The 17,137-nt window shown below is 71.8% G+C and carries 16 protein-coding genes; 12 read left to right on the top strand and 4 right to left on the bottom strand.

The features are described 5' to 3' along the window. Positions 1-46: 46 nt before the first annotated feature. The 5 genes from ACOZ38_RS35330 to ACOZ38_RS35310 all read left to right on the top strand — a co-directional run bounded on the left by ACOZ38_RS35330 (position 47) and on the right by ACOZ38_RS35310 (position 6,536). Positions 47-1,198, top strand: coding sequence for an acetyl-CoA C-acetyltransferase (locus ACOZ38_RS35330; RefSeq protein ID WP_424535363.1), 1,152 nt, complete (start codon positions 47-49; stop codon positions 1,196-1,198). A gap of 273 nt (positions 1,199-1,471) precedes the next feature. Then, the gene (locus ACOZ38_RS35325; RefSeq protein WP_424535362.1) at positions 1,472-3,010 is read left to right on the top strand and encodes a glycoside hydrolase family 3 protein; all 1,539 of its coding nucleotides are present in this window, start codon (positions 1,472-1,474) and stop codon (positions 3,008-3,010) included. Between the two features lie 290 nt (positions 3,011-3,300). Beyond that, positions 3,301-3,999, top strand: a complete 699-nt coding sequence (locus ACOZ38_RS35320; protein WP_424535361.1) for a pentapeptide repeat-containing protein — start codon at positions 3,301-3,303, stop codon at positions 3,997-3,999. Between the two features lie 36 nt (positions 4,000-4,035). After that, positions 4,036-5,217, top strand: coding sequence for a sigma-70 family RNA polymerase sigma factor (locus tag ACOZ38_RS35315; protein WP_424535360.1), 1,182 nt, complete (start codon positions 4,036-4,038; stop codon positions 5,215-5,217). A gap of 482 nt (positions 5,218-5,699) precedes the next feature. After that, on the top strand, positions 5,700-6,536 hold the full coding sequence (locus ACOZ38_RS35310) for an alpha/beta fold hydrolase (protein ID WP_424535359.1): 837 nt from the start codon (positions 5,700-5,702) through the stop codon (positions 6,534-6,536). 213 nt (positions 6,537-6,749) lie between these two features. On the opposite strand, the gene ACOZ38_RS35305 is transcribed toward ACOZ38_RS35310, so the two are convergent. From ACOZ38_RS35305 to ACOZ38_RS35290, 4 genes are read right to left on the bottom strand one after another with little or no spacing between them, the layout of a single operon-like run. Beyond that, on the bottom strand, positions 6,750-7,823 hold the full coding sequence (locus ACOZ38_RS35305; protein WP_424535358.1) for an NAD(P)H-dependent flavin oxidoreductase: 1,074 nt from the start codon (positions 7,821-7,823) through the stop codon (positions 6,750-6,752). Then, on the bottom strand, positions 7,820-8,578 hold the full coding sequence (locus ACOZ38_RS35300) for a CoA-transferase subunit beta (RefSeq protein WP_424535357.1): 759 nt from the start codon (positions 8,576-8,578) through the stop codon (positions 7,820-7,822). The genes ACOZ38_RS35305 and ACOZ38_RS35300 overlap by 4 nt, the downstream gene beginning before the upstream one ends. Then, positions 8,575-9,438, bottom strand: a complete 864-nt coding sequence (locus ACOZ38_RS35295; RefSeq protein WP_424535356.1) for a CoA transferase subunit A — start codon at positions 9,436-9,438, stop codon at positions 8,575-8,577. Before ACOZ38_RS35295 ends, ACOZ38_RS35300 begins: the two co-directional genes overlap by 4 nt. Beyond that, positions 9,435-10,187: an enoyl-CoA hydratase family protein gene (locus ACOZ38_RS35290; protein WP_424535355.1), complete on the bottom strand. Its 753-nt coding sequence runs from the start codon at positions 10,185-10,187 to the stop codon at positions 9,435-9,437. The genes ACOZ38_RS35295 and ACOZ38_RS35290 overlap by 4 nt, the downstream gene beginning before the upstream one ends. A 78-nt stretch (positions 10,188-10,265) precedes the next feature. Between ACOZ38_RS35290 and ACOZ38_RS35285 the strand changes: the two genes are divergently transcribed. From ACOZ38_RS35285 to ACOZ38_RS35255, 7 genes are all read left to right on the top strand, one after another. Beyond that, positions 10,266-11,039 (top strand): SDR family oxidoreductase, encoded by a 774-nt coding sequence (locus ACOZ38_RS35285; RefSeq protein WP_424537144.1) that lies wholly within the window; start codon positions 10,266-10,268, stop codon positions 11,037-11,039. A 62-nt stretch (positions 11,040-11,101) separates the two neighbouring features. After that, complete coding sequence (locus tag ACOZ38_RS35280; RefSeq protein ID WP_424535354.1) at positions 11,102-12,016, top strand: SDR family oxidoreductase; 915 nt, start codon at positions 11,102-11,104, stop codon at positions 12,014-12,016. A 261-nt stretch (positions 12,017-12,277) separates the two neighbouring features. Continuing rightward, the gene (locus ACOZ38_RS35275) at positions 12,278-13,714 is read left to right on the top strand and encodes an MBOAT family O-acyltransferase (protein WP_424535353.1); all 1,437 of its coding nucleotides are present in this window, start codon (positions 12,278-12,280) and stop codon (positions 13,712-13,714) included. Between the two features lie 11 nt (positions 13,715-13,725). After that, the gene (locus ACOZ38_RS35270; RefSeq protein ID WP_424535352.1) at positions 13,726-14,916 is read left to right on the top strand and encodes an alginate O-acetyltransferase AlgX-related protein; all 1,191 of its coding nucleotides are present in this window, start codon (positions 13,726-13,728) and stop codon (positions 14,914-14,916) included. Positions 14,917-14,954: 38 nt separating this feature from the next. After that, positions 14,955-15,296 carry a PadR family transcriptional regulator gene (locus ACOZ38_RS35265; protein ID WP_424535351.1) on the top strand — a complete coding sequence of 114 codons (342 nt, stop codon included), beginning with the start codon at positions 14,955-14,957 and terminating at the stop codon, positions 15,294-15,296. 26 nt (positions 15,297-15,322) lie between these two features. Further along, entirely contained in the window at positions 15,323-16,222 is a 900-nt protein-coding gene (locus ACOZ38_RS35260) for a hypothetical protein (protein WP_424535350.1), read from the top strand. A 44-nt stretch (positions 16,223-16,266) separates the two neighbouring features. Further along, positions 16,267-17,121 carry a hypothetical protein gene (locus ACOZ38_RS35255; protein ID WP_424535349.1) on the top strand — a complete coding sequence of 285 codons (855 nt, stop codon included), beginning with the start codon at positions 16,267-16,269 and terminating at the stop codon, positions 17,119-17,121. Positions 17,122-17,137 lie beyond the last annotated feature (16 nt).

The raw sequence follows: 17,137 nt of genomic DNA, 5'->3' as shown, positions 1-17,137 counted from the left end.
ACGACCGATTTCGCACCGGGCACCCCGAGGCAAAGGACGGCCTGCCATGAGCGAGGCGTACATCGTCGGCGCCGTGCGCACCCCGGTCGGGCGGAGGAACGGCGGCCTGGCCTCGGCTCACCCCGCCGACCTCGGGGCCCACGTCATCCGCGCGCTCATGGATCGTACCGGCGCGGACCCCGCCGCGGTCGACGACGTCGTCTTCGGATGCGTGGACGCCGTCGGCCCGCAGGCCGGGGACATCGCCCGCACCTGCTGGCTCGCCGCGGGGATGCCCGAGGAGGTCCCCGGCGTGACCGTCGACAGGCAGTGCGGCTCCTCCCAGCAGGCCGTCCACTTCGCCGCGCAGGCCGTCCAGAGCGGGAACGCCGACCTGGTCGTCGCGGGCGGCGTGCAGAACATGAGCATGGTCCCGATCTCGCAGGCGATGGTGGCGGGACAGGCGCTCGGCTTCGCCACCCCGTTCACCGGCTCCAGGGGCTGGCACGCGCGGTACGGCGCGCAGGAGGTGTCCCAGTTCCGCGGCGCCGAGATGATCGCGGAGAGGTGGGACATCTCACGGCGGGACATGGAGGAGTTCGCCCTCGAGTCCCACCAGAGAGCGCTCACCGCGATCGACGAGGGCCGGTTCGAGCGCGAGATCGTCCCCTTCGCCGGCGTGCTCGCCGATGAGGGCCCGCGCCGCGACACCACGCTCGCCAAGATGGCCTCCCTGAGGACGCTGGTCGAGGGAGGCAGGCTGACCGCCGCGGTGTCCTCGCAGATCTCCGACGCCGCCGCCGCCCTGCTGATCGCCTCCGAGGAGGGCGTACGGGCGCACGGGCTGACCCCGCGCGCCCGTATCCGTCACATGTCGGCGCGCGGCGCCGACCCGATCATGATGCTCTCCGCGCCGATCCCGGCCACGGCTCACGCTCTCAGGAAGGCCGGGATGAAGATCGGCGACATGGACGTCGTGGAGATCAACGAGGCGTTCGCCTCCGTGGTGCTGGCCTGGTTGCGCGAGACCGGGGCCGACCCCGCGCGGGTCAACCCCGGCGGCGGGGCCATCGCCCTCGGCCATCCCCTCGGGGCCACGGGCGCCCGGCTGATGACCTCGCTGCTCCACGAGCTCGAACGCACCGGCGGGCGTTACGGCCTGCAGACGATGTGCGAGGGCGGCGGTCAGGCGAACGTCACCGTCATCGAACGCCTCTGACTCGCGAGAGAACCGGGTGATCCCGGCCGGACGACGCCCTCCCGGGGGACGGCCGGGCCTTCTGCGCGTATGGTCGAGTCAGGTCGTGGGAGCGCTCTAAAGAGGCGAGATCCCATGGTCGCTGGGTATGGAAAATAGGAAAGTTTCCTATTAGATTGTCGGATTGTCCCAGACGGTGACCGGTGGCGAGCGCCACCACCGGATGCCGCGAGCCGTACGGTCCTGCGAGCCTCCGGCGTGGTCCGCCGACGAGCCGCCAGGCGAGGAGAGTGCATGAAGCGCAGCCCCGAGCTACTGCGTCTGGCCGATTCGGTCCTCCTCCCCGGCTTCGAAGGCAGGACCCCGCCCGACTGGCTGCGCCGCCGCCTCGGCGAGGGACTGGCGGGCGTCGTGCTCTTCTCCAGGAACATCGGGACCCCCTCCCAGCTCGCCGAGCTGACCGCCGCCCTGCGCGCCGAGCGGCCGGACGCCGTCATCGGCATCGACGAGGAGACCGGCGACGTCACCCGGCTGGAGGCGCACACCGGAAGCTCCCGCCCCGGCAACTACGCGCTCGGGGTCGTGGACGACGTCGCCCTCACCGAGGAGATCGCCAGGGGGCTCGGCGCCGACCTCGCCGCCGCCGGGATCAACGTGAACTTCGCGCCCGCCGCCGACGTCAACTCCAACCCGGGCAACCCGGTCATCGGCCTGCGGTCGTTCGGGGCGGACCCGGCGCTGGTGGCGCGGCACACCGCCGCCTGGGTACGGGGGCTCCAGGCGGCGGTGGTCGCCGCCTGCGCCAAGCACTTCCCCGGCCACGGGGACACCGCGGTCGACTCCCACCACGGCCTGCCCGGGGTGGCGGCGACGCGCGAGCAGCTCCACGAGATCGAACTGCTCCCGTTCCGCGCCGCCATCGCCGAGGGCGTGCGCATGATCATGACAGGCCACCTGCTGGTCGGCGCGTACGACTCCGAGTTCCCCGCCACGCTCAGCCCCCGCATCCTCACCGGCCTGCTCAGGGACGAGATGGGCTTCGACGGCGTGACCATCACCGACGCCATCGAGATGGCCGCGGTCACCGAGCGGTACGGCATCGGCGGGGGAAGCGCACGGGCCGTCGCCGCGGGCGCGGACCTGATCTGCGTCGGCGGCGAGAACTCCGATGACGCGGTGGTGGTGACGATCCGCGAGGCGATCGCCGACGCGGTCACCGGCGGGCTCCTGCCGGAGGAACGGCTCGCGGACGCCGCCCGCCGGGTCGCCGAGCTCACCGCCTGGACCTCCGCCCGCCCGCCAGCCCCGGCCGACCTCTCCGCCTCGGCCGCGCAGGCCGGGCAGGCGGCGTCGGCCGCGCACGGGGTGGTCGGTCTCGCCGCCGCGCGCCGGGCCGTAAGGGTCACCAGGCGGGCCGGGGTGCTCCCGCTGGTGACCGCTCCGCACGTGGCCGAGCTGTCCCCCCGGATGAACCTCGCGATCGACAAGGACATGCCGTGGGGGGTGGGGGAGCCGCTCGGCAAGCTGCTCCCCGGCACCACGGTGGTGCGCCTCGACCAGGAGAACGCGGGGACGTCGCTCGACGAGGCCGTCCTCGCCCCGGCCGCCGACCGCCCGCTGGTGGTGGTGGTCAGGGACGCGCACCGCCACGCCTGGCAGATGGCGGCGCTCGACCGGCTGCTGGGCGCCCGGCCCGACGCCATCGTGGTCGAGATGGGCCTGCCCGGCCGTACCGACCTGGGCGCCGTCCACATCGCCACGCACGGCGCCGCCCGCGTGTGCGGCCAGGCGGCGGCCGAGACCCTCACCGGCCTCCTGGAAGCCGGGATCTGACCGGGCCGCGGCCGGCGATGCGCGTCGCCGGCCGTGCGGGGACGTTCACCGGGAGGACGTTCCCGCGTCGCGGACGGGCGGGCCCGGGACCTGCCCGTCCCGGCCCACCCGTCCGCGAGTGGGGATCAGCGGGGAGGTCCGGGCAGGACGTCGCGGGTGAACCCCTCGGCCTTCCCGCCGTCCCTGAGCGGCGCGGCGGGGGGACGCGGTCGCATCGGCGACCTGATCGGCCTCCGGGCGGCGGTGGGGTGGGGCCGATTCTGTCGGAGGCGGCTGGTTGAATCGCGGGCATGGACATCGCACGGCTGGTCGCCGAGCAGCGGGAGTTCGACGGTCTCGACCTGTCGGGGGTCGCCCTGACAGACGTGCTCCATGCCGGGCCGCTGCTGTTCCGCGACTGCGACCTGAGCGGCGCCGACCTCTCCGAGGCGAGCCTGGTGCAGGCCGTCTTCGAGGGGTGCGTGCTCGACCGCGCCGACTTCCGGCGTGCCGACCTCGACGGGGCGCGGTTCGCCGGAGGCGGGGGAGCCGGCGTGCGCTTCGGCGGCGCCGAGCTGATCGACGCCGTCTTCACCGACATCGACCTCTCCGGCGCCGACTTCTTCGACACGCTGCTCACCGACGTCTCCTTCACCGGCTGCCGCATGATCGGCGCGAAGCTCTCGGGCTGCCGCGGCACGGGCTACACGATCGCCGGCGGCAACCTCACCCTCGCCGACCTTTCGGGCTGCGGCTTCCGCGGCCAGGCGATCGACGGCGTCCGGTTCGACGACGCCAACCTCTCCGCCTGCGACTTCACCAAGGCCGTTCTCACCAACTGCCGCCTCATCCGCGCGCGCCTCGTGGACGCGAAGTTCGCCAAGGCCGACCTGCGCGGCGCCGACCTCGGCGAGCCCGACGACGGTGAGCTGCGCTATCTCAAGGGCGCCGTCATCAGCCACGCCCAGGCCGCCGCCCTCCTCGCCGCCCGCGGCCTCACGGTCGTATGACCGGCCTTCCTCACCCGCCCACCCTGTGAGGTGCCCATGCCGCCCGCCAGCAGAACCGCCGGACCCACACCGGCCACCGGCCCGTCCGCGGACACCGACCCGGCGCGGGCACGCGCCGCCGACCACGCCGACCATGCCGATCTGACGCGGGCGCATGGTGGGGACGGTGTCGATGACTTCGACCTCGGGTGGGCAGGTGCTGGGGACGATGCCGACGCCGACGATCTGGTGCGGGCGCGAGCGGGGGATGGGGCCGCGTTCGGACGGCTTGTGCGGCCGTTGCGCCGGGAGTTGCACGCCCACTGCTACCGCATGCTCGGCTCCGCCCACGATGCCGACGACGCCCTGCAGGACGCCCTGCTGCGGGCATGGCGGGGGCTCGCGCGCTTCGAAGGCCGTAGCTCGCTGCGCTCGTGGCTCCACACCGTGGCCACCCGCACCTGCCTGGACACCGTGGAGACCCGAGGCAGGCGGGCCCTGCCCGTCGACCTCGGCCCGTCCAGCGACCGTGCCGTGATCGGCGACCTCCCGCGCACCGAGGTCGCCTGGCTCGGGCCCTACCCCGACGCGGGCCTCGGCGACGGCCCGGCCGGCCCGGGCGCGCGATACGAGCAGCGCGAGGCCGTCGAGCTCGCCTTCGTGGCCGCCCTGCAGCACCTGCCGGGCAACCAGCGGGCGGCGCTGCTGCTGTTCGAGGTCCTCGGCTTCTCGGCCGCCGAGATCGCCACCATGATGAACACCTCGACCACGTCGGTGAACTCCGCGCTGGCGCGAGCCCGCAAGGTCGTCGCGGAGAGGGTGCCCTCCGTCACCCAGCAGCGCACGCTGCGCCGGATCGACGACGCCCGGGTGCGCGAGATCGTCGCCGGGTACTCCGCCGCGCTGGAGCGCGGCGACGCCGGCGCCCTGGTCGCGCTGCTCACCGAGGATGTCACCTGGTCGATGCCGCCGCTGGCGCACTGGTACCACGGCCTGGAGGCCGTCACCGACTTCGCCGTGCGGCTCCCGATGACCATATGCGGCTCCTGGCGGCACCTCCCGGCCGGCGCGAACGGCCAGCCCGCCGTGGCGTGCTACCTCTGGGACAACGACGCCGGGGCGCACCTCAGCTGGTCGGTCGACGTGCTCACCATGCGGGGGGAGCGTATCGCCGAGATCACCTCGTTCGTCGGCCGCGAGCACTTCGCGAGCTTCGGGCTGCCCGCGTCGCTGCCCTGAGAGGTCCGTCCACAAGAAACCTGGCTCGCGGGCGACGTTTCGGCCTCGCCCTGAAAGGTCCGTCCGCAAGAAACCTGGCTCGCGGGCGACGTTCCGGCCTCGCCCTGAAAGGTCCGGCCGCAAGAAACATGGCTCGCGGGCGGCGATTCGGCCTGCGGCGGCGGTCCGGGGGTCAGGGTTTGGTCGGTGGGTGGTGATTCGGGGTCGGGGTGGGGTCCAGGGGTGAGGGTTTGGTTGGTGGGGTGGTGATTCGGGGTGGGGGTGGGGGTCCGGGGCGAGGTTTGGTTGGTGGGGTGGTGATTCGGGGTCGGCGTGGGGGGTCCGGGGTGAGGGTTTGGTCGGTGGGTGGTGATTCGGGGTCGGGGTGGAGTCCGGGCGCGAAACTTGGTTCGTGAGCGACGATTCGGGGTTGTGGCGGGAGTCCCACCTTTGACAAGCACACAGTGCCGTCCGGGGGGACGGCGCCGTACCAGGAGACGCAGATGAACACGACGATCGTCACCGCCGGGTCCCTCAGGGTTCCCGACGCCACGCTTTACTACGAACTGCGGGGACAGGGCCCCCTCGTGGTGCTCGTCGGCGCCCCGATGCACGCTGACCACTTCGCGCCGCTGGCCGACCTGCTCGCCGCCGACCACACCGTGCTCACCACCGATCCCCGGGGCATCAACCGCAGCTCCCTCGACGACCCCGATCAGGACTCCACCCCGGAGATGCGCGCCGACGACCTCTCCCGGCTCCTGACCCACCTCGCCGCAGGCCCGGCCGCGGTGTTCGGCTCCAGCGGCGGCGCCGTCACCGCGCTGGCGCTCGCCGTCGCCCACCCCGAGCAGGTGCACACCGTGATCGCCCACGAGCCCCCGGTGACGCACCTGCTCGACGACCGCGACGAGCGCGACGCCGCGACCGAGGAGATCATCGCCACCTACGTCTCCGGCGACACGGGGGGCGCCTGGATGAAGTTCTTCGTCAACGCCGGCATCGAGCCGCCCGAGTTCGACGAGTCCGCCGGTGCGCCCCCGGAGGCGCATGCCGAGCCCGATCCGCGGCAGGTCGCCGACGAGCGCTTCTGGTTCGTGCACGAGATGCGCGCGTCCACCCGCTGGCAGCCCGACATCGCCGCCCTGCGCGACGGGGCGGCCCGCATCGTGGTCGGTATCGGAGCGGAGTCGGCCGGCCAGTTCTGCGACCGCACGTCCACCGCGCTCGCCGCGGCGCTCGGCACCGAGCCGACCGCCTTCCCCGGCGGCCACATCGCATTCGCGGACGACCCCGGCGCGTTCCTGCCCCGGCTGCGCGCGGTGCTGCACGAGAGGTGAGGTGCCACGGGACGCGCGGTGCCGGGCGGGGGCTGAGATCTCAAGGAGTGCGCGGTGCCGGGCGGGGCTGAGATCTCAAGGAGTGCGCGGGGCCGGGCGGGGGCTGAGATCTCAAGGGGTGCGCGGTTGAGATCTCAAGGGGTGCGCGGTGCTGGGCGGGAGCTGACGTACCAGGGTGTGTGGAGCCGAGGGATGCGGGGGCGGGGCTTTGGGCTAGTGGTCGTTGTCCGTTGCCGGTAGCGCGGACAGCGCGTCGTGGGCCTCGGCCATGATGCGGGCGATGAGCTCCTCGCAGCTGGGGAGGTCGCCGATCACGCTGACGACCTGCCCTGCGGCCATCACACCGAGGTCGGCCCTGCCGTCGACCATCGCGGCCCTGAGCAGCATCGGGGTGTTGGCGGCCTGGAGCACCTGGGCCCAGGTGAGGTCGCGCCCGTGCCTCATGCGGCGGCCCTCACGGATCATCTCGGGCCAGGTCAGGCCCGAGATCTTCTTGAACCGCGCGCCGTTGGCCACGGCCCGCGCCAGGCCCCTGAGCCGCCCGCCCCTTTCGAGCGACTCCACGAACGGCGTCCTCAGCACCCGATGGGGCACGCCGTCCACCCGGGTGGTCACCAGCGTGTCCGAGGCCCCGAGGTAGAGCTTCTTGACCTCCTCACCCACGGTCGAGTCCGAGGTGAGCAGGAACCTCGTTCCCATGGCGACGCCGGCCGCGCCGTAGGCCAGCGCCGCGACCAGGCCCCGGCCGTCGAAGAACCCCCCGGCCGCGACCACCGGCACATCCACGGCGTCGACGACCTGGGGGAGCAGCAGGGTGGTCGGGACGGGCCCGGTGTGCCCGCCGCCCTCGCCGCCCTGCACGATCACGGCGTCCACCCCCCAGGCGGCGACCTTCTCGGCGTGGCGGCGGGCGCCCACGGAAGGCATAGTTACGACTCCCGCGTCCTTGAGCCGGGCGATCAGCTCCCGCCGGGGAGCGAGCGCGAAGGAGGCCACGCGCACGCCTTCCCGGATCATCACCTCGACCCGTTCGCGGGCGTCGTCCGCGTCCGATCTGATGTTGACCCCGAACGGCGCGCCGGTGCGGTCCTTGACCGATCTGATGGCGGCGGTCATCCGCTCCACCGACATGGTGGCGGCCGCGATGATCCCGAGGCCCCCCGCGCTCGACGTCGCCGCCGCCAGCCGCGCGCCCGCGACGTACCCCATCCCGGTCTGCACGATCGGATACCGGCACCCCACCAGCTCGGTGAACGCGGTGCGCGGCGTCCATCCGGCGGGGATCACCCGGGGACCTCGCGGTCGCGCAGGGATCCCGGGTCGAGGCGCTCCCTGAGGAGGCCGAGCTCCTCGGTGGTGGGCGTGCGGGTCTCCGGCACGCCGCCGTCCGGCATGGCGAGCTCGAATCCCGTGCTCGCGACGACCTGCTCCACGGTGACGCCCGGATGGACCGAGGCCAGCCGCATCGAGCGGTCGCGGGTGGCGAAGTCCAGCACCGCGAGGTTCGTCACGACGCGGCGCAGGTCGTGGTGGCGCGAGGCCCCGGCCTCGGCCGCCCGGTCGTACCCGACGCCGCTGACCATGTCGACCTGCGGCACGAAGACGCGGGGGGAGTGGCGGGGGATCCAGTAGCTGGTCGGGTCGCACACCGTGTTGCCCGGCGCGCCCCGGACGCCGAGCAGTTGCGACCTCGGCCTGGCCCAGTCGCCGATGCACGAGATGTTGGTGTTGCCGTGCCGGTCGATCTGGCTCGCCCCCAGCATGACGTGCCTGCGCCCCTGGAGGACGAGCCAGAGATGGTCGCGGAACGGAAGCCAGCCCTCCACCACCTCAGGGTCCGCACCGAGGGGAGGGACGTCGCCGGTGAGCAGGCACACCCCGTCGTGCGTGATCAGGTCGGGCTCGAACGTCAGCCGCGCGAGGCGGGCCGCGAGGACCGTGATCGCCCCGCCGACGCCCGCGGCCAGGATCTCCCCGTCACCCCTGAACGCCTCGGCGCAGGCCACCACGCAGACCTCCGCCCGCGTCGGCCCGGGTGTCATCGGGCCTCCTCGCGCGCCTGTCGTACGGCGGCCTGGTACGTGGCCTCGTCGCCGGACAGGTAGCGCTCGCGGAACGACGTCCAGGTGTCCTGGCCGGAGGCGGCGGTGACGTAGCTCCTCTGGAACGCCTCGTCGCGCCCGTAGTCGGGCTCGCACGTCGTGAAGTGGGCGCCGCCCGGGATCTCCGCCACGCCCGTGACCATCGACCTGCTGATCAGCAGCGACTGGACCGGGCCCTCCTTCAGCAGGTCGGCGGTGTCGACCAGCCGCTCGCAGCTCACGTAGCACCGGCCGGCCGCCTTGGCGTACAGGTCGTCGAAGTAGGGGTCGGGGCCGAGGTACTGGGCGTTGCCCCGCCGGTCCGCCCGGTTCAGGTGCAGCAGGGCCGCGTCCATCGTCAGAGCGGGCACCGCGACCAGCTCCTCGCCGTCCTCGTAGGGCGAGCGGATCGTACGCAGGCCCGGGTTGACGCGCATGACGTCCGAGCCGAGGCCCGCGCGGGTCGGCAGGAACGGCAGCCGGTGGGCCGCCGCGAGCAGGCCGAACATGAACATGCCCTCGTCGTACTCGGTGAACTCCACGGCGCCCGTCTGGCGCGCGACGCGGAAGTGCGGCTCCAGGGGGATCGAGTCGAGGGTGACGAACGGCGCCACGACCCTGCGCGCCTTGCCGTACGCGCACAGCAGCCCCACGTCGGCCCCGCCGTACGAGACCACGGTGAGGTCGCGGAGCGCCGAGCGGCAGATCGCGCGGACCAGGGCCATCGGCTTGCGCCGGGACCCCCAGCCGCCGATGCCGATCGTCATGCCGCTCTCCAGAGACCCGATGATCTCCTCGATCGACATCGTCTTGTCCCTCATCCGAGGTCCTCCCGGGTGCGGTCGGCGAAGGCGGCGCGGTGGCGGTCGCCCGCGCCCATCAGATTGAGCTCGAACGTGAAGCCCTGCTCGAACCGGTAGGCGCGCTTCACGTCGACGGGGTCGATGCCGTTGAGCGACTCCTTGGCCCGGCGGATGACGTACGGGTCCTTGCCCGCGATCTGGCCGGCGACCTCGAACGCCGCGTGCCTCAGCTCGTCCCTCGGCACCACCTCCAGCACCGAACCGTGCCGGTGGAGCTCGGCGGCCGTGACGTTCCGGCAGGTGTACACCATGGCCCGCATGAGGTGCTGAGGTACCAGCCTCGCCAGGTGGGTGGCCGCTCCGAGCGCTCCTCTGTCCACCTCGGGCAGCCCGAAGTAGGCGTCCTCGCTGGCCACCACGATGTCGGCGTTGCCGGCGAGGCCGATGCCGCCGCCCAGGCAGAAGCCGTGTACGGCGGCCAGCACCGGGACCTCGCACTCGTAGACGGCGGCGAAGGCCGCGTAGCAGCCGCGGTTGGCGCCGACCAGGGCCTCATACCCGGAGGTGCGCTCCATCTCCTTGATGTCCACCCCGGCGTTGAAGCCCTTGCCCTCCGCGCGGAGCACGACGACCCTGGTGGCCGGATCGCGTCCCGCGGCGAGCACGGCGTCCGCCAGGTCGAACCAGCCCTGGACGGGCAGCGCGTTGACCGGGGGCACGTCGACCACGACCTCCGCGACCGGGCCGCCGTTCACTGTGATTCCCATCGCGCCTCACCGACCCTTGGGCACCTAACGCTTGCTTGGTACCGTAGCACGACGGTCAGGTCAGGGGCGGTGGTGCGGATGGTGAGCTACGACTACACCGGCAGGGTGGTGCTGGTGACCGGAGGCAGCAGAGGCATCGGGGCGGGCATCGCCTCGGCCTTCCTCGGAGCCGGCGCCGAGGTGGTCGTCTGCGCCCGCAAGCCGCCCGAGCGGATGCCGCGGGAGCCGGAGGGCCTGCTGCGCGGGGGTACGGGGCCGTTCCGCCAGGCACGGTACCTCGCGGCGGACGTCCGGGACCCCGGCGACGTCGACGGCCTGCTCGGCGAGATCGAGCGGGAGTACGGGCGGCTCGACCTGGTCGTCAACAACGCGGGCGGCTCACCGGGCGCGCCGCTCGCCGGCACGTCCCCGCGCCTGCACGCCAAGATCATCGAACTCAACCTGACGGCCCCGCTGCTGGTGTCGCAGCGCGCGTACCCGCTGCTCTCGGCGTCCGCCGGCTCGATCGTGATGATCGGGAGCGTGAGCGGGGACCGTCCGTCGCCCGGCACCTCCGCGTACGGCGCGGCCAAGGCCGGGCTCCACCACCTGGCCGGATGCCTGGCGGCGGAGTGGGCGCCGGCCGTACGGGTCAACACGGTGGTGGTCGGCCTCGCTGAGACCGAGAACGCCGCGGGCCACTACGGCGGGTCCTTCGACCAGGTGGCCGCGACCGTGCCCGCCGGGCGCATGGCGAGGCCGCAGGACGTCGCGGAGGCCTGCCTGTGGCTCGGCTCTCCGGGCTTCGTGACGGGCGCGCGGGTCCACGTGCACGGCGGCGGCGAGATACCGGCTTGGCGACAACTTTCCTGATCTGGACATATATGCCGTTTTAGCGGGAAACTTTAGTGATCATTGCGGAAAAGGAATGGTGAATGAGCGGTATCTGTGCGGGGCGCGTCGTCGTGGTGACCGGAGCCGGGCGGGGCATCGGACGGGAGCACGCACTGGAGTTCGCCCGGCAGGGCGCGAAGGTCGTCGTGAACGACCTGGGTACCGGTCCTCAGGGCGCGGGCCGCTCAGGCGGCCCGGCGCAGGCCGTCGTCGAGGAGATCAGGGACCTCGGCGGCCAGGCGGTCGCCAACTGCGACGACATCGCCGACTGGGACGGCGCGGGGCGGCTGGTGAAGACCGCGCTCAGCGCCTTCGGCGGGCTCGACGTGCTGGTCAACAACGCGGGGTTCGTCCGCGACCGCATGATCGTCTCGATGACCGAGGAGGAGTGGGACGACGTCATCCGGGTCCATCTGAAGGGGCACTTCCTGCCGCTGCGGCACGCGGCCGCGTACTGGCGGGAGCGGGCGAAGGCGGGCGAGCCCGTGGACGCCCGGGTCGTCAACACCTCCTCGGGCGCCGGGCTGCTCGGCAGCGTCGGGCAGGGCAACTACGCCGCGGCCAAGGCCGGGATAGTCGCGCTCACCCACACGGCCGCCGCCGAGCTCGGCCGCTACGGCGTGACCGTCAACGCGATCGCCCCGGCCGCGCGCACGCGCATGACCGAGGAGGTCTTCGCCGGGATGATGGCACGCCCCGACTCGGGCTTCGACGTCATGCATCCCGGCAACGTGGCCCCTCTTGTGGTCTGGCTCGGTTCGTCCGAGTCGGCCGAGGTGACCGGGAGGGTGTTCGAGGTGGAGGGCGGCATGATCTCCATCGCCACCGGCTGGAACCACGGTCCGGGCGTGGACAAGGGCGCCCGGTGGGAGGTGCACGAGATCGGCGAGGCCGTCGGCAAGCTCATCGCCGACGCCCCGGCCCCCGACTCGGTGTACGGCACGGCACAGGGATGACTCCCGCCGGGCCCCCGGCCGGCTTGAGGAGATCTTGACCATACTTCGTGAGGCGATGTATGGTCGGCGTCGCCGCCCTGACGCCTGCACGAGACGGTCTCCGCTCTGAGCCGTCCCTGAAACACCGGTGCCGGCCGGGCGTGCTTGCGGCCAACATGCTCGAATGCCGGACGGGGTGCCTCATGTCGGAAGCTCGCGCCACAGCGACCATCCTCGCGGCGAGGCCGCTCAAGGTGACGAGGGCTCATTGGCGGTAAGCCGATGTCGTTCGTCTCACCGCTGTTCCTCTGGTTCTTCATGCCGGTCACGCTGGCCGCCTACTGGCTGTCGCCGCGGCGCTGGCGCAACGGGCTGGTCGCCGTGGCCAGCCTGGTCTTCTACACCTGGGGAGCCGGGGCGTACACCGCGCTGCTGCTCTCCGCGATCGTCGTCAACTACACGGCGGGGATCGCCGTGGACTCCTCGCGACTGCGGGAGCGGCCGGGGGCGCGCAGGGCGGTGTTGCTGGCGGCCGTCACGTGGGACCTCGGGATCCTGGTCGTCTGGAAGTACGCGGGGTTCGCCGCCCAGCAGATCGACGCCCTGTCGAGCGCGCTCGGGCTCGGCCACACCCCGATCTTGAGCCTCGCCCTGCCGATCGGCATCTCGTTCTTCACGTTCCACCACCTGTCCTACGTGGTGGACGTCTACCGGCACAGCAGGCCCGCGCAGAAGAGCCTGGTCCAGTTCGTCACCTACATCGCCATGTTCCCCCAGCTCGTCGCCGGGCCCATCGTCCGCTACCGCGAGATCTCCGAACAGCTCGCGGACACCGGCCGCGACCGGCTGCGCGACTTCACCTCGGGCTTTCCCCGCTTCGCTCTGGGCCTGGCCAAGAAGGTCATCGTCGCGGACACGATCGCACCGGTCGCCGACGCGGCGTTCGCGCAGGCCGGTGGCGATATCGGCATGGCGACCGCCTGGGTGGGCGCCATGGCCTACACCCTCCAGATCTACTTCGACTTCTCCGGTTACTCGGACATGGCCGTCGGCCTCGGCATGATGTTCGGCTTCCGCCTCCCGGAGAACTTCGACCGGCCGTATTCGGCGTACTCCGTGACCGACTTCTGGAGGCGCTGGCACATATCCCTGTCGCGCTGGTTCCGTGACTACGTCTACATCCCCCTCGGGGGGAACCGCCACGGTGCCCTGAACACCTACCGCAACCTGTTGATCATCTTCGTGCTCTGCGGATTCTGGCACGGTGCCAACTGGACGTTCCTCGTCTGGGGCCTCTATCACGGTTGCCTCCTTGTCATCGAACGCCTGCTCGGCGGGGACCGGCAGCCCGGGACGGTCCTCGCTCTCCTCCTGCGTCGCGGCCTCACCTTCCTGCTGGTCGTCATCGGCTGGGTGTTCTTCCGGGCGGGGACCATGGCCGAGGCGCTCGGCATGCTGGGGGCGATGTTCACCGGGCCATGGGGCGAGCTGGACGAGTTCGTGCTCTTCGCGCTCGACCGCCAGCGGACGCTGATCCTCGTGCTGGCTGGCGTCGTCGTGCTGCTGCCGGGCTCTGGCGGGCTCGGCCCCCTGATCCAGAACGGCCGGGGGTGGGCGCCCGCGGCGGCACGGGCCACGGTCACGTGGGTGGCCGCGCCGTACGCCGCGCTGCTGGTCGCCGCCGGCACCTTCAGCCCTTTCCTCTACTACCAGTTCTGATCGGGGCGCCGATGACCGTCATCGACATCGAACCGGAGGTCGCGGGGCGAACGTCCCGAAGGCGCGGGCCCTGGCGGCTGGCGGCACCGCTGGCGGCCGTGGTGTTCTTCTTCGGCCCCGCGCTGGCGTTCGCCGCCGGGGACCGGGCCGCCGAGATCGAGAACCGGAAGCTGCGGGACTTTCCGGCGCTGCAGGGAACCGGCGAGTTCGTCCCCGATTTCGAGGCCTGGGCGGTGGATCACCTGCCTCTGCGGCAGTACGCCGTGCGGGGCCGGACCATGTTGTCCGAGAGGGTGTTCGGCCAGCCGCCGTCCTCCAACACCGGCAAGAGGCCGGCCTACCCCCGGATCATCGAGGGGCGCGACGGCTGGCTCTACTTCGGGGACGACGTGGCGGAGGCCTGCCGGCCGGTCAGGCCGGTGGCCGGCATCCTCGGCCGGCTGCGCCGCCTGGCCGAGATCGTGCGGAAGTCCGGCAGGAGGTTCGTGTTCACCGTGGCACCAGACAAGACCACCATCTACCCGGACAAGCTGCCGGAGAGTTTTCTCGGCGAGCGCTGCCTGACCAGGCGCAAGCAGGAGTTCTGGGCCGCGTTGAACGCCGCCCGCCTACCCGGGTACGTCGACCTGCGCGCACCTCTGGAGCGATTGCAACGGGAGTCCGGCAAGCCCGTCTACTGGCGTACCGACAGTCACTGGAACGAGCGCTCCGCCGCCCTGTACGGCATGGAGCTGGCCAGGGCGCTCAAGCCCGATCTGACGCGGGACACCCGCCTGGTCGCGGCCGGGCGGGACCTGCGGGAGGGAGACCTGGGCCGGCTGCTGGGCACGCCCCGCTCGGAGACCGCCGACCGGTGGAAGCTGGTCCGGGACGGGGTGCGCCTGGTCCGGCGGGACGACCGGGGGGCGCCCGTGTCGTACCGCGTCACCAACGCCTCCTCCCGGGCGCCGTTGTTCCAGCCGAGGACCCTGCTGATCGGTGACTCGTTCACCCGCGAGTCGGTCTCATGGATCGCGCCGTACTTCGCGGACCTGACCGTGCTGCGCAGCGACGCTCCCGCCAAGGCCGGCCCCGAGCAGGTCGCCACACAGGTCGCCGAGAGTGAGGTGGTGGTGTTCGAGATGGTGGAACGCTACTACGCGGGCGGGCACGGCGAGATGCTGGACGACGCCACGATCGCCGCACTGGAGAAGGCGCTCTAGCTTGACCATACTTCACAGACCGAAGTATGGTCACGGCCATGGCCACGGGATCATCTTCGGTCAGCGAGCCAACCTATTTCATCCTCGCCGCGCTCCTCGACGGCCCGCTCCACGGGCACGGGATCATCAAGCACGTCCTGGGGCTGTCTGACAACCGCATCAAGCTGCCCGTGGGCACCCTTTACGGCGCGCTCGACCGGCTGGCGGGCAACGGGCTGATCGTGGTGGAGCGCGAGGAGATCGTCGACGGGCGACCCAGACGCTACTTCCGGCTCACCGAGCAGGGCAGCGGCCTGGTGTCCGCCGAGGCGCAGCGGATGCAGAGGGCCGCGTCGGTGGTGACCAGTCGCGTGCTCCGTCAAGGGCCGGCCTTCACGTGAGCGTTCGCCAGCGGCCACGTTTGGCCATGGACGCTGGCGTCAGCGCCCTGGAGCGGCGTTACCGGTGGCTCCTGCTGGCCTACCCCCGTGGCTACCGCTCCGGCAACGGTGAGGAGCTCGTCGCCACGTTGCTGGACGCCGCCGCACCCGGCCGGACGTCGCCGTCGTGGCGCGAAGCGGTCGCCCTGATCGTCGGCGGGCTGCGGGTGCGGGCCCTGGACGTCGCGGAGGGGCCGGCCTGGGCCGACGGGCTTCACCTGGGGGTTACGGTTCTGTCGGTCGCCAATCTGGCGGTGCTGCTGCCGTACGCGACCTCCATCCCGTGGTGGGTGGCACTCTCCGCGATCACGGTGTTCTTGGTGCTGCGGGGCCGGGTACGCCCGGCGCTGCCCCTGGTGGTGCTGATCGCGAGCAAGATGTGCGCCATCGTGCTGGGCTACCCCTGGCTGGACCAGACCCTGCTGCCCATCTTCTCCGACCCCATCTGGCATGCGCCCGCGCTCTACTCCGGTGGAGGCCCGGTCGCCCCTGTGGCCGCGTACGCGCTGGTCTTCCTCGGCCTCTCGGTGCTGGCCGTACGCGCCGCGCCGTTGCGGAGGCGAACCTGGCGCTGGTGGCTGGCGGCGCCCTCGCTCGCGGTCACCGACCCGGCCTGGCTCACCGTCACGGCCGGCTCGTTGCGGGACCTGGCCGGCATCGGCCTGGAGGTGGCGCTTCTCGCGCTGGCGGTCTGGGCCGGTCATGCCGCGGCCGATCCACGCTGGGGCGTCGCGGCGGGGATCGGCCTGCTGCCGGCCGTGGTGATGTTCTCCGAGAACCTGTCCTTCTACGGCCGGCAGGAGCTTTCCCATCTGGGCATCATCGTGCTGCTCACCCTCGTGGCGGCGGCCGTGCCCATCCACGCGCGGCGGCACGCGCTGCTGTGATCGCCCATGTCAGGCCGGCCGTCCTCTCGCTCGCCCTGCTGGCCGTGCTCGCCGCCTGCGGTGTCCCTCCCGAGACGCGGGCCCAGACCCGGGCGGCCGGGCAGCGGGATCGGGTCCTGCTGCGAGAGGAGATACGCGCCGACTGCATGAAGGAGAAAGGTTTCAAGTTCGTCGCCTTCGTCTCCTCGTACATCAATCCGATCCGCAGGGACAGCGAAGAGGTGCGGGCCCGGGAATCCGGCGACTACCTGGCGATGCGGAGATTTCGCGAAAAATATGGATTCGGGGTCTTCAGCCTTTACGCCTACCCAAAGGAGTTCGGGAACCCCACCGTCAAAACGGACGCTCCCCTGGACCCCAACCTGTCGATCCAGGGGGCGCTTTCACGGACCCAGCGCGAGGCGTACAGGGCCGCTGATGACGCTTGTTATCGGCGGGCGATCAAGGAGATCACCGGTAAGGACGTGGACTCGTTCTTCGATCAGGCCGAACAGGCGAACGCCCTGATCGAGCGGCGCGTGAGCCTCGAAATCGACGGCGATCCGCGGCTCGTCCGGCTCGGTGCGAAAATGGGGAACTGCCTCAGGGGGAAAGGCTATGCCGTGGACTCCACCGAGCCCTCCGCGCTGGCCCAGCGCGGGCACAACGTCTTCCACGCCGAGGAGAACAGCCTCGGCGAGAAGGCGCCCGACGCCCTGCGGCCGGAGGACATGCCGAAGGACGCGGTCTACGCGCCTGACCTGACGCCGGACCAGGCCAGGCCGTATCTCGCCAGAGAGATCAGGGCAGCCCTCGATGACCTGGAATGCGGTAAGCGTTTCTACCCCTCGCACGAGCCCGCGTACGGGAAGATTCAGCGAGAGGTGTACCTGGAGTTCGGTTTCTACGAGGGACTGTGAGGCCACTCCGGCACCA

This window comes from Sphaerisporangium viridialbum (assembly GCF_049674955.1).
Taxonomy (GTDB): Bacteria; Actinomycetota; Actinomycetes; order Streptosporangiales; family Streptosporangiaceae; genus Sphaerisporangium; species Sphaerisporangium viridialbum.
Note: the sequence above shows the minus strand (reverse complement) of the source record. Positions and strands in the feature narration are given on the sequence as shown.